This is a genomic window from Streptomyces sp. R818 (assembly GCF_056172735.1).
Genome location: NZ_JAOCNE010000001.1, coordinates 85,048 through 98,062, shown reverse-complemented (window position 1 = coordinate 98,062; position 13,015 = coordinate 85,048). Strand labels below are relative to the sequence as shown.

The following is a 13,015-nucleotide window of genomic DNA, read 5'->3' as shown; positions in this document are numbered from 1 at the left end:
TGACAGGCCGCCCGACCAGCGGCCGCCGCACCTCATACGAAGACCTCCCGTAAGGGCCTCCCGAAAGGCACCACGCGCATGGAGCAGTACGAGCCCGACCGCCTGTCGCCGGCCCAGGTGGCCGCTGTCCGCCGAAGTCTCGCCCACAGCCGGGCGAGGGCGGCCCTCTCCCGCCGCTCCCTGCTGCGCGGCTCGGCGGGCGGCGCCCTCGCCGTCGGCGGGCTCGGGGCGCTGACCGCCTGCGGCATCCCCGCCGCGAGCAAGTCGGGCGGCGGTGTCTCGTCCGAGGACCACTCGGCGAAGGAGAAGGAGGTCGCCTTCTCCAACTGGACCGAGTACATCGACATGAGCGACGACGAGAAGCACCGGCCCAGCCTGGAGGCGTTCACCAAGCGGACCGGGATCAAGGTCAAGTACACCGAGGACATCAACGACAACGTCGAGTTCTTCGGCAAGATCAAGCCGCAGCTCGCCGCCGGTCAGGACACCGGCCGCGACATCCTCGTCCTCACCGACTGGCTTGCCGCCCGCCTCATCCGCTTCGGCTGGGCGCAGAAGCTCGATCCGGCCCACCTGCCGCACGCGTACACCAACCTGGCCGGCCAGTTCCGCAACCCGGACTGGGACCCGGGCCGCGCCTACTCCTACCCCTGGCAGGGCATCGCGACGGTCATCGCGTACAACACGAAGGCCACGGGCGGGAAGAAGGTCACGTCGGTCTCGCAGCTCCTGGACGACCCGAAGCTGAAGGGGCGGGTCGGGCTGCTCTCCGAGATGCGCGACACCGTCGGCATGACCCTGCTCGACCTCGGCAAGGACCCCGCCGACTTCGGAGCGGACGACTTCGACGCGGCGATCGCCCGCCTCCAGAAGGCCGTCGACGGCAAACAGGTGCGCCGCTTCACCGGCAACGACTACATAGCCGACCTCAGCAAGGGCGACCTGGCGGCCTGTCTCGCCTGGGCGGGCGACGTGGTGCAGCTCCAGGCGGACAACCCGCACGTCCAGTTCGCGATCCCGGACGCCGGTTACATCTCGTCGACCGACAACATGCTGGTCCCGAACAAGGCGCGGCACAAAACCAACGCCGAGAAGCTCATGGACTACTACTACGAGCCCGCCGTCGGCGCCGAACTCGCCGCCTGGATCAACTACGTCACGCCGCTCGACAGCGCCGTCGTCAAGCCGGAACTCCTCAAGATCGACAAGGACGTGGCCAACGACCCGCTCATCGTCCCCGACAAGGAGATGTCGGCCAAGGCGCACAGCTTCCGCTCGCTGACCGCGAAGGAAGAGACGGCGTACGAGGAGAAGTTCGCCCAGCTCACCGGCGGCTGAGCCGAACGGCAGCCCCCTACATCGCCCAAGCCCTCAGACCTCCTTGGACTCACCATGACGACCGACCACGGCGGCGACGTCCGTCTCACCGGGATCAGCAAGACGTACGACAACGGGTTCACCGCCGTCCGGCCGCTGGACCTCACCGTGCCGCAGGGCTCGTTCTTCGCGCTGCTCGGCGCCTCGGGATGCGGCAAGACGACCACCCTGCGCATGATCGCGGGCCTGGAGGAACCGACCACGGGAACGGTTCACCTCGGCGACCAGGACGTCACCGGCCTTCCGCCCTACAAGCGCCCGGTGAACACCGTCTTCCAGTCCTACGCGCTCTTCCCGCACCTGGACATCTTCGAGAACGTCGCCTTCGGCCTGCGCCGGCGCGGCATCAAGTCGGTGAAGAAGCAGGTCGAGGAGATGCTCGACCTGGTGCAGCTCGGCGAGCACATCCGCAAGAAGCCGCAGCAGCTCTCCGGCGGCCAGCAGCAGCGCGTCGCCGTGGCCCGCGCCCTCATCAACCACCCCAAGGTGCTCCTGCTCGACGAGCCGCTCGGCGCCCTGGACCTCAAGCTGCGCCGCCAGATGCAGCTGGAGCTCAAGCGGATCCAGACCGAGGTCGGCATCACCTTCATCCACGTCACGCACGACCAGGAGGAGGCCATGACGATGGCCGACACGGTCGCCGTGATGAACCAGGGCCGCGTCGAGCAGCTCGGCGCCCCGACCGACCTCTACGAGAACCCGGCCTCCACCTTCGTCGCCAACTTCCTCGGCACCTCGAACTTCATCGAGGCCGAGATCGCGGGCCGCGCGGGTGACGACCTCACGCTGAAGGCGGGCGACGGCAAGCTCGTCCTGCCCGTCGCGCGCTGTTCCGCCGCCACGACGACAGGCGGCAAGGTGCTGCTCGGCGTACGGCCCGAGAAGATCTCGCTGACCCACGCCGACGACGCGGGCACCGTCCCCGACGGCCGCAACCGCATCACCGGCCGCATCGCGGACTCCAGTTTCATCGGCGTCTCCACGCAGTACGTCGTCGACAGCCCGCTCTGCGACGCCTTCGAGGTCTACGCCCAGAACATCGAGCGCGATCCCCGTCTGGTGCCCGGCGCCGAGGTCGTCCTGCACTGGAACCCGGCGCACACGTTCGGGCTCGACGCGGGTCAGGATGCCGGGGCGGGCGTGGAGAAGGTCGCGGAGGAGACCGCCGCATGAGCACGAGTGCGATCACCGACGCGCCCCCGGCGCCCACCGAGACCCCGCGCAAGCCCCGGCGGCGCGGCCGCCTCGTCCCGTACTGGCTGCTGCTGCCCGGCATCCTCTGGCTGGTCGTCTTCTTCGCCCTGCCGATGGTCTACCAGGCCTCCACCTCCGTACAGGAGGGCTCCCTGGAGGACGGCTTCAAGGTCACCTGGCACTTCGCCACGTACTGGGACGCGCTCTCCGACTACTACCCGCAGTTCCTGCGCTCGGTCCTGTACGCGGGCTGCGCCACGCTCCTGTGCCTGCTGCTCGGCTATCCGCTCGCCTACCTGATCGCGTTCCGCGCGGGCCGCTGGCGCAACGTCGTCCTCGTCCTGGTCATCGCGCCGTTCTTCACCAGTTTCCTCATCCGTACGCTCGCCTGGAAGACGATCCTCGCGGACGGCGGGCCGGTCGTCGGCGCCCTCAACAGCCTCCATCTGCTCGACGTCACGACCTGGCTCGGGATGACCGAGGGGGACCGGGTGCTCGCCACACCGCTCGCGGTGGTGTGCGGCCTCACCTACAACTTCCTCCCCTTCATGATCCTCCCGCTCTACACGTCGCTTGAGCGCATCGACGGGCGGCTGCACGAGGCCGCCGGTGACCTCTACGCCTCGCCCGCGACCACCTTCCGCAAGGTGACCTTCCCGCTGTCGATGCCGGGCGTCGTCTCCGGCACGCTGCTCACCTTCATCCCGGCGGCCGGCGACTACGTCAACGCGGACCTGCTCGGCTCCACCGACACCCGCATGGTCGGCAACGTCATCCAGACGCAGTTCCTGCGCATCCTCGACTACCCGACCGCCGCCGCCCTCTCCTTCATCCTCATGGCGGCCATCCTCCTCATGGTCACCTTCTACATTCGCCGGGCCGGAACGGAGGACCTCGTCTGATGCGCTGGCTCCGGAGAAATCTCGTGGTGATAGCGGGCCTCATCACGCTCGCCTATCTCCTCCTCCCGAACGTCATCGTCACGGTCTTCTCCTTCAACAAACCCAAAGGCCGCTTCAATTACGCATGGCAGCAGTTCTCGCTCGACGCCTGGAAGAATCCGTGCGGCGTCGCCGACATGTGCGGTTCGCTCTCGCTCAGCCTCCAGATCGCCGTCTGGGCGACCATCGGCGCGACCGTCCTCGGCACGATGATCGCCTTCGCGCTCGTCCGCTACCGGTTCCGGGCGCGGGGCGCGGTCAACTCGCTGATCTTCCTGCCGATGGCGATGCCCGAGGTCGTGATGGCGGCCTCGCTGCTCACACTCTTCCTCAACATGGGCGCCCAGCTGGGCTTCTGGACCATCCTCATCGCCCACATCATGTTCTGCCTCAGCTTCGTCGTGACGGCGGTGAAGGCGCGCGTCATGTCGATGGACCCGCGCCTGGAGCAGGCCGCGCAGGACTTGTACGCGGGCCCCGTCCAGACCTTCCTCCGCGTCACCCTGCCGATCGCGGCGCCGGGAATCGCGGCGGGCGCGCTGCTCGCCTTCGCGCTCTCCTTCGACGATTTCATCATCACCAATTTCAACGCGGGCTCGACCGTGACGTTCCCCATGTTCGTATGGGGTTCGGCGCAGCGCGGAACGCCCGTACAGATCAATGTCATCGGTACGGCGATGTTCCTCGTCGCCGTGGCATGCGTCCTTGCCGGAATGATGGTCGGCAGGCGGAAGAACAAAACAGCGCACTAGATACGACTGAGTTTCGAGGGAGTTGGAATCATGGCCGCACGCGCCATGAATCGCTGGACCGCGTCGCTCGCCGACGCCAAGCCCGTCCCGTACTGGCTGGACGACCCCGGCAGGCCCGAGGCGCGCCCCGCCCTCACCGGCGACGAGCGCTGCGACCTCCTTGTCGTCGGCGGCGGGTACAGCGGACTGTGGACGGCGCTGCTCGCCAAGGAGCGCGACCCCGGCCGTGACGTGGTCCTCGTCGAGGCCAAGGAGATCGCCTGGGCCGCCTCCGGGCGCAACGGCGGGTTCTGCGCCGCCTCCCTCACCCACGGCACGGCCAACGGGCTCGCGCGCTGGCCCGGCGAGATCAAGAAGCTGGAGCAGCTCGGCGCCGCCAACCTCGACGCCATCGAGGACGCGGTCGCCCGCTACTCCATCGACTGCGACTTCGAGCGCACGGGCGAGCTGGACGTGGCGACGCAGCCGCACCAGATGACCGAACTGCGTGCTTTTCACGGGGAGTTGAGCGAGGCCGGTCTGGCCGACGGCCTCGAACTGCTCGACGCCGACCAGGTACGGGAGCAGGTCGCGTCCCCGACGTTCCTCGGCGCCCTGTACGACCGCGACGGTGTCGCCATGCTCCATCCGGCGAAGCTCGCGTGGGGCCTGAAGCGGGCCTGCCTCGACCTCGGCGTCCGGATCTACGAGCACACCCCGGCCGTCCAACTCGCCTCCCGCGCGACCGGTGTGGCCGTCCGCACCCCGTACGGCCGGGTCTTCGCCCGGCACGCGGCCCTCGGTACGAACGTCTTCCCGTCGCTGGTCAAGCGGGTGCGCGCGTACACGGTCCCGGTGTACGACTACGCGCTGACGACCGAGCCCCTCACCGGTGCCCAGCTGGAGTCCATCGGCTGGAAGAACCGCCAGGGCCTCGGCGACTCCGCCAACCAGTTCCACTACTTCCGGCTGACGGCGGACAACCGCGTCCTCTGGGGCGGCTACGACGCGATCTACCCGTACGGGGGCCGGGTCCGGGCCGAGCACGACCACCGGCCCGAGACGTACACGCTCCTCGCCGAGCACTTCTTCACCTGCTTCCCGCAGCTGGAGGGGGTGCGGTTCACGCACGCGTGGGGCGGCGCCATCGACACGTGCTCCCGCTTCTCGGCGTTCTTCGGCACCGCGCACGGCGGGCGGGTCGCGTACGCCGCCGGGTACACCGGGCTCGGCGTCGGCGCGACACGGTTCGGGGCGGATGTGATGCTCGATCTGCTGTCGGGGGAGCGGACGGAGCGCACCGCGTTGGAGATGGTCCGCTCCAAGCCGCTGCCGTTTCCTCCGGAGCCTTTCGCCTATACGGGGATCGCCCTGACGAAATGGGCCCTGGCGCGGGCCGACGACCACGGGGGCCGCCGCAATCTCTGGCTGCGCGCGATGGACAGGCTGGGCCTGGGCTTCGACAGCTGAGTCGCGGCCGCGGCGCCGTCGTGGCTGGTCGCGCAGTTCCCCGCGCCCCTGAGCGGCGCTTCTGCCGGCCCGCAAGAAATTGGCCCGCGAGAAATTAGTTGCCCTGAGCCGCGTAATGCCCGGCCCCTCTCGGCCCTCTCCCTCGTGCGCCTCCGCGCAGGAGTGGAGGGCGGACTTGAGAGGGAGGCTTCGTATGGCTGGGTCGTCCAGGGCTGTCGCGGCGGTCGAGTGGCTCGTGGGGGTGGCGCCCGATCCGGTGGCGTGCCGGGAGGAGTGGGAGCGCAATCCGCTCGGGGTGGCGCTGCTGCCCGCCGGAAAGCAGTGGGACGTGCTGATTCTGCCGGGTGACCTCGGCACGTCCACGCTCGATGTGCTGAGCCGCGTCGTCGACCGGACGGGGCCGGTGCTCGCGGACTTCGGCGACGCCCGGATGGGCTTCTTCGTGCCCGCCGGGACCGTGGCCCGGTGGCTCGGCACCGGGGTGCGCGGCGCCGGGCTCGGCACCTGGATCGTCGTGCCGTACCCGGGCCGCACCGTCGGCGGCGTCCGCTGGGTGGTGGCGCCGGACGGCTCCGGCACGCTCAACGATCCGGGGCTCCTCGAACTCGCGATGCACGAGGCCGCCGCCCAACGCGCGCAGGAGGCGGAGGAGCAGGGCTTCGGGGAGTAGAGCCGCGCAAACCCTTGACAACCAAATTGGTCTGGACCAAGTTGAGCGCACCTCGCTCCGCCCCGCCCCGCCCCGGAGGCCCCCATGGACCGACCCAGACCCGGCACCCGTATCCGCAGACGCGTGCTCACCGCCTTCACGGCCACCGCGCTCGCCGCGACCGGCCTCACCGCGCTGTCCGCCACCTCGGCCCGCGCGGCCGACGCCGATCTCGCCAGGAACGGCGGCTTCGAGTCGTCGCTCGACGGCTGGAGCTGCTCGGCGAACACCGGTGCCGCCGTCACCTCACCCGTGCGGACGGGGACCGCGTCCCTGCGCGCCACCCCGACCGCCGCCGACAACGCCCAGTGCGCGCAGACCGTCAACGTCAAGCCGGACTCGGCCTACACCCTGTCCGGCTATGTCCGGGGCAGCTACGTCTACCTCGGCGCGAGCGGCACCGGCACCACCGACGTGTCGACGTGGACGGCCTCCGCCCCCGACTGGCAGAAGCTGACCACGACGTTCCGCACCGGCCCGTCGACGACGAAGGTCACGATCTACACGCACGGCTGGTACGGCACCCCGGCCTACAACGCCGACGACATCAGCCTCGTCGGCCCCGGCACGGAGGCCCCGACCCCGCCGACCGCGCCCACCGGCCTCAAGACCGGCGCGGTGACCTCGACGAGCGTCGCCCTGTCCTGGAACGCGGTCCCGGGCGCGACGAGCTACGCGCTCTACGCCAACGGGACCAAGTCCCGCACGGTCACCGGCACCTCGACGACCGTCACCGGGCTCACGCCCGCCACCGCCTACAGCTACCAGGTGGCGGCGGTCAACGACGCGGGCGAGTCCCCGAAGTCCGCGACGGTCACCGCGACCACCTCCCCGGGCTCGGACAACGGCGGCGGCTCCTCCGACCTGCCCGCCCACGCCCTGGTCGGCTACCTCCACGCGAGCTTCGCCAACGGCGCCGGCTACACCCGCCTCGCCGACGTCCCCGACAGCTGGGACGTCATCGACCTCGCCTTCGGCGAGCCCACCTCCACCACCTCGGGCGACATCCGCTTCAACCGCTGCCCGGTCACCGAGTGCCCCTCGGTCGAGTCGGACGCCGAGTTCAAGGCGGCGATCAAGGCCAAGCAGGCGGCGGGCAAGAAGGTGCTCATCTCGATCGGCGGCCAGAACGGCCAGGTGCAGCTCACCACCACCGCCGCCCGCGACGTCTTCGTCTCCTCCGTCTCGAAGATCATCGACCAGTGGGGGCTCGACGGCCTCGACGTCGACTTCGAGGGCCACTCCCTCTCCCTGAACACCGGCGACACGGACTTCAAGAACCCGACCACCCCGGTCGTCGTCAACCTGATCTCCGCGCTCAAGACCCTCAAGGCCAAGTACGGAGCCAAGTTCGTGCTGTCGATGGCCCCGGAGACGTTCTTCGTGCAGAACGGCTACCAGTTCTACGGCAGCGGCAAGTGGGGCGGCCAGGACCCGCGCTGCGGCGCCTACCTCCCGGTCATCCACGCCCTGCGCGACGACCTGACGCTGCTGCACGTCCAGGACTACAACTCGGGCCCGATCATGGGCCTCGACAACCAGTACCACTCCATGGGCGGCGCCGACTTCCACATCGCCATGACCGACATGCTCCTCACGGGCTTCCCGGTCGCCGGTGACGCGAACAACGTCTTCCCGCCGCTTCGCCCCGACCAGATCGCCATCGGCATGCCCGCCTCGACCAACGCGGGCAACGGCTACGTCTCCCCGGCCGAGACGAGGAAGGCGCTCAACTGCCTCACCAAGAAGACCGACTGCGGCTCCTACACCACCCACGGCACCTGGCCCGCGCTGCGCGGCCTGATGACGTGGTCGGTCAACTGGGACCGCTTCAACAACTGGGAGTTCCAGAAGAACTTCGACGCCTACTTCGGCTGATCACGTATCCGGCGGCGGTCAGCAGCACCACCGCCAGACACCAGCTCCCCACCACGTCGACCGGCCAGTGATACCCCTGCCGGACGAGCCCGAGGCCCACGGCCGCGTTCACCAGGACGCAGCCGTGGGCCGCCGCGCGTCCTGGGTGCGCCTCGCGCAGCAGCAGGACGCAGAGCCCGTACGCGACCGCCGCCGTCGCCGTGTGACCCGACGGGAAGAACCCGGTCTCCGGGGCCATCGGCGGCGGCCCGGGGCGGGCGAGCCAGGACTGGAGCGGGGCGACCAGGGCCGGGACCAGCGCCATGGTGACGAGCGCCGCGAGTACGGGGACGAAGCGCCGCACACGCCAGGTGACGTACGCGAGGGTCAGGGCGAGGACCGGCAGCGCCACGGACGGATTGCCGAGGTCGGCGAAGAGTTCGGCCGGGCCGGCGGGGATGCCGCTCGTGCGGAGGGCGTCGCCGAGCCGCTCGTCGGGGGAGAGGAGCGGGCCGTCCACAGCGACCTGCCAGGCGAGCGCGGCGAAGGCGAGCAGCGCGCAGAGCGCCGGAAGGAGGAAAACGGTCGGCCGGCCCGGAACAGGGGGGGTGGTTCCGGGCCGGCCGAACTGACCGGTGTGCCGCGCGCCCCGGGGGGTTTGGGGCGGGCGACCGTCCGATCGGTGAGGAGTTCCGGAGCCGGAAGCTCCGGGTGTGTGCGCGAGGGCACGACCAGGGCGGGGCTGGGGAGGCTCCGACCCGGTTTCGCCCACAGTCCCCTGTGGGCGGGGTGTTTCTCTCATCTGCAGAAACCGTACGGCAGGGGACGGGGGACGCGACAGCGGCTTGGCCGATCTGCCATCGGCCCCCCACACCTTCTTCACATGGCCCGACACTCGCCGGGCCGCACGGAATGGACGCCGGTGCGACGGGCGCGCACCGGCGGTCCGGGGTCAGAGCGCGGCGAGCGCGGCCTCGATGATGTCGAGACCCTCGTTCAGGAGGTCCTGGCCGATCACCAGCGGGGGCAGGAAGCGCAGGACGTTGCCGTAGGTGCCGCAGGTGAGGACGAGGAGGCCCTCGGCGTGGCAGGCCTTGGCGAGCGCCGCCGTCGCCTCCGGGTGCGGCTCCTTGGTGGCCGGGTCCTTCACCAGTTCGATGGCGATCATCCCGCCGCGTCCGCGCACGTCGCCGATGACGGAGAACTTCTCCGCCATGGACGACAGGCGCGCCTTCATCGTCTGCTCGATCTCCTTCGCGCGGGCGTTGAGGTCGAGCTCCTTCATCGTCTCGATGGCACCGAGCGCACCCGCGCACGCCACCGGGTTTCCGCCGTAGGTGCCGCCGAGGCCGCCCGCGTGCGCGGCGTCCATGATCTCGGCGCGGCCCGTCACGGCGGCGAGCGGCAGACCGCCCGCGATGCCCTTGGCGGTGGTGATCAGGTCGGGGACGATGCCCTCGTCCTCACAGGCGAACCACTGGCCCGTGCGGCAGAAGCCGGACTGGATCTCGTCGGCGACGAAGACGATGCCGTGGTCGGCGGCGTACTGCCGGATCGCGGGCAGGAAGCCCTTGGCCGGCTCGATGAAGCCGCCCTCGCCGAGCACCGGCTCGATGATGATCGCGGCGACGTTCTCCGCGCCGACCTGCTTGGAGATCTGGTCCATGGCCTGGGCGGCGGCCTCGGGGCCGGCGTTCTCGGCGCCGGTCGGCCACCGGTAGCCGTACGCCACGGGCACGCGGTAGACCTCGGGCGCGAACGGGCCGAAGCCGTGCTTGTACGGCATGTTCTTCGCGGTCAGCGCCATCGTCAGGTTGGTGCGGCCGTGGTAGCCGTGGTCGAAGACGACGACCGCCTGGCGCTTGGTGTAGGCACGGGCGATCTTCACCGCGTTCTCGACGGCCTCGGCGCCCGAGTTGAACAGCGCCGACTTCTTGGCGTGGTCGCCCGGGGTCAGCTCGGCGAGCGCCTCGGCGACGGCCACGTAGCCCTCGTACGGCGTGACCATGAAACAGGTGTGGGTGAAGTCCTGGAGCTGGGCCGAGGCCCGGCGCACGACCGCCTCGGCGCTGGCGCCGACCGAGGTGACCGCGATGCCGGAGCCGAAGTCGATCAGACGGTTGCCGTCGACGTCCTCGATGATGCCGCGGTCCACCTTCGCGGTGAACACGGGCAGCGTGGAGCCCACGCCGGCGGCGACGGCCGCCACGCGGCGGGCCTGCAGCTCCTGCGACTTCGGGCCGGGGATGGCGGTGACGACGCGGCGCTCCTGCGGGATGTCGCTCATGCGGGGCTCCTGGTTCTGGCTGGTCCTGATGCAGGATCTGGTCCTGTCTCCGGATCTGGCGGGTTCGGGGGTTTCTCCGCAGGTTAGGTGCGGGATGAGGAGGGGGTCTTGCTCCATCGGGGTGAGATTGCGCGGGGGTGTTGTCCGCCTTGGACACATACCCGGGGCGGCGCGCGGAACCCGGTGAGGCGCTCAAACAGTGAACTCCCCAGGCACGGGCACTAGATTGAGCCCGGATTCACGCGCGGAGCACAGACGGACCGGCAGGTCAGGGGGCAAGGCCATGAACAGCGAGGGCACGCAGGGCACGGACGGCGTCGCCGGGGAGCACGGGCTTCCCCCCGGCGGCGCGGTACCGCCGCCGCGCCCCGCCCACGCACCGGGGGAGCAGGCCGCCCAGCCGTCCTCCGCGGGCGCCACCTTCCTGACCTGGCTGCGCACACCGCGGCCCGCCGCCGCGCCCGGCGTGTGGCGGTTCGGGCACCGGCCGCGCGCGGCGCAGGAGCCCGAGCGGACCCCGACCCGGCAGCTCCTCAGCGGCGCCCTCATCGCGTTCCTGGTGGGCTGGCTGGTGTGGTCGCTGCTGTGGAACGGCTACCTGGGCGGCTGGTGGCTCCTTCCGCTCTACGCGATGATCCCGGACTCCTGGGTCGACCCGCACTCGTTCACCTCGGTGATCGTCGTCTACCTCTACTACGGGGTGTTCGCGGTCGGCATCGCCGTCGCGGTGGGCCGCCTCGGCCGGTGGGGCGAGGTCTGGCGGCGCTTCGGCTGGCCCGCCTGGCGCCGGGCCGTGCCCGTACAGGCGGAGCGCCCGCCCGCCCCCGAGGAGGACCCGGCGCAGTGGCCGCAGCTGCGCGAGGCCGGGGCCGTCGAGGCCGCCGAACGGCTCGGGGCCGACGCGCGCGCCGGGCTCATGCGCGACGTCGACCACGCCCGCATCGCCCGCGCCTGGCAGGGCGTGAAGCGCGGACGGCACAGCCTCGCCTCGTTCGCCGCCGCCGTCGTCAGGGACGGCGCCGCCGCCTGCCCGCATCCCTCGGGCACCCGCGACCTGCCCGCCCGCTCGGCCCGCCACGACCTCGCCACCGCGCAGGTCCGGATCGGCACGGCCGCCGACGACGCCCGCAACCCGTACGCGTACCGGGGCGTCGGCCTCGCCCTCGGCCCCGACCTGCTCGGCACCTCCCTGCTCGCCGTCGGCCCGCCCGGCGCGGGCAAGACCGGCAGCGTCGTCTGGCCCCTCACCGAGTCGCTGTGCCTGGGCGCGCTCGCCGGACGGGCCGCCGTGGTCGTCGTCGGGGCGGCGGGTACGGGCCTCGGCTCGCCGGACACCTACGACGTCGTCGTCCGCGTCGGCCGGCCCGACTCCGTCTACGACCTCGACCTCTACGGCGGCACCACCGACCCCGACGAGGCCGCCGCCGTGCTCGCCGAGGCGCTCGTCGGCGACCTCGCCGACCCGCACCCCGGCGGGGACAGCCGCCGCTCCACGACCGTCCTCGCCCAGCTCCTCGGCCCCTTCCACGCGGTCCACGACCGCTTCCCGTCCGTGCCCGAGCTGCGGCAGCTCCTCGACGGGTCGCCGGCCGCGCTCGGCGCGCTGCGCACCGCGCTCACCGAGGCGGGGCACCAGGCGATGCTCCGCGAGCTGGACGCCCGCGAGCGGCAGCTCTCCCATCCGGGCGATGTCGGTGCCGTCCTCGCGGACCGGATCGCCCTGCTCGACCGCCCGGCCTTCGCCCCGTTCTTCGACACCTCGGGGAACACGCGCCCGTTCTCGCTGCGCGCCCTCGACCACCCCGTCCGGGTCCGCATCGACCTGCCCGAACGCGGGCACGCCGACGCCTCCCGCGTCCTCGCGCGGCTGATCCTCGCCCAGTTCATGACGAGCGTCGCCGTCCGCGAGGACCGCTCCCTCTTCGCCTGCCTCGTCCTCGACGACGCCACCGGGGTCGTCACCCCGCAGGCCGTCCGGGGGCTCCAGCGGCTGCGCTCCGCCAACGCGGGCGCCGTCCTCACCCTGCGCACCCTCGACGACGTGCCGCGCCCGCTGCGCTCCCCGCTGCTCGGCTCCGTCGGCTGCCGCATGGCCCTGTCCGGGCTCACCCCCTGGGACGGGCAGGACTTCGCCGAGGTCTGGGGCAAGGAGTGGACCGAGGCGCGCGACGTCACCGACCGGCAGATCATCGCCGAGACCCCGGCGGGGAAGGCGCTGCACGCCGTGCGGCGGGTGATCACCGGGCGGGCGCCGACCGCCCGCGCCGTCACCGTCCGCCAGGTCGAACGCGAACGCTGGTCCGCCTCCGACCTCGCGCACGCCGTCCCGCCGGGCCACGCGGTGCTCTCGCTCACCACCGTGCGCGGCGAGCACGCGCCCCCGCTGCTCGTCGAGCTACGGAACTGACTGCCCCGGGGGCGGCCCTGTGTGGTACGTACGGTGAGGCAG

The 13,015-nt window shown here is 71.3% G+C and carries 10 protein-coding genes; 8 read left to right on the top strand and 2 right to left on the bottom strand.

What is annotated here, in order from left to right; translation table 11 throughout:
• Window positions 1-78: 78 nt before the first annotated feature.
• From N5I75_RS00380 to N5I75_RS00350, 7 genes are all read left to right on the top strand, one after another.
• Window positions 79-1,338: a polyamine ABC transporter substrate-binding protein gene (locus N5I75_RS00380; protein ID WP_476673056.1), complete on the top strand. Its 1,260-nt coding sequence runs from the start codon at window positions 79-81 to the stop codon at window positions 1,336-1,338.
• 54 nt (window positions 1,339-1,392) lie between these two features.
• A complete protein-coding gene (locus N5I75_RS00375) occupies window positions 1,393-2,550 on the top strand; it encodes an ABC transporter ATP-binding protein (RefSeq protein ID WP_476673054.1) in 1,158 nt (385 codons plus the stop codon).
• The gene (locus tag N5I75_RS00370) at window positions 2,547-3,473 is read left to right on the top strand and encodes an ABC transporter permease (RefSeq protein WP_476673052.1); all 927 of its coding nucleotides are present in this window, start codon (window positions 2,547-2,549) and stop codon (window positions 3,471-3,473) included. The genes N5I75_RS00375 and N5I75_RS00370 overlap by 4 nt, the downstream gene beginning before the upstream one ends.
• A complete protein-coding gene (locus N5I75_RS00365; RefSeq protein WP_476673050.1) occupies window positions 3,473-4,264 on the top strand; it encodes an ABC transporter permease in 792 nt (263 codons plus the stop codon). Before N5I75_RS00370 ends, N5I75_RS00365 begins: the two co-directional genes overlap by 1 nt.
• 30 nt (window positions 4,265-4,294) lie before the next feature.
• A complete protein-coding gene (locus tag N5I75_RS00360; RefSeq protein WP_476673048.1) occupies window positions 4,295-5,713 on the top strand; it encodes an NAD(P)/FAD-dependent oxidoreductase in 1,419 nt (472 codons plus the stop codon).
• A gap of 193 nt (window positions 5,714-5,906) precedes the next feature.
• Complete coding sequence (locus tag N5I75_RS00355) at window positions 5,907-6,383, top strand: hypothetical protein (protein ID WP_476673046.1); 477 nt, start codon at window positions 5,907-5,909, stop codon at window positions 6,381-6,383.
• A gap of 84 nt (window positions 6,384-6,467) precedes the next feature.
• Window positions 6,468-8,300 (top strand): chitinase, encoded by a 1,833-nt coding sequence (locus tag N5I75_RS00350; RefSeq protein ID WP_476673044.1) that lies wholly within the window; start codon window positions 6,468-6,470, stop codon window positions 8,298-8,300.
• Here the strand turns inward: N5I75_RS00350 and N5I75_RS00345 are convergent.
• Complete coding sequence (locus tag N5I75_RS00345; RefSeq protein ID WP_476673042.1) at window positions 8,254-8,799, bottom strand: phosphatase PAP2 family protein; 546 nt, start codon at window positions 8,797-8,799, stop codon at window positions 8,254-8,256. The two genes, N5I75_RS00350 and N5I75_RS00345, sit on opposite strands and share 47 nt — an antisense overlap.
• 432 nt (window positions 8,800-9,231) lie before the next feature.
• Window positions 9,232-10,566 carry a 4-aminobutyrate--2-oxoglutarate transaminase gene (gene gabT, locus N5I75_RS00340; RefSeq protein ID WP_476673040.1) on the bottom strand — a complete coding sequence of 445 codons (1,335 nt, stop codon included), beginning with the start codon at window positions 10,564-10,566 and terminating at the stop codon, window positions 9,232-9,234.
• Window positions 10,567-10,849: 283 nt separating this feature from the next.
• Here gabT and N5I75_RS00335 point away from each other — a divergent pair, with 283 nt between their 5' ends.
• Window positions 10,850-12,973, top strand: a complete 2,124-nt coding sequence (locus tag N5I75_RS00335) for a type IV secretory system conjugative DNA transfer family protein (RefSeq protein ID WP_476673038.1) — start codon at window positions 10,850-10,852, stop codon at window positions 12,971-12,973.
• The last annotated feature ends 42 nt before the right edge of the window (window positions 12,974-13,015 follow it).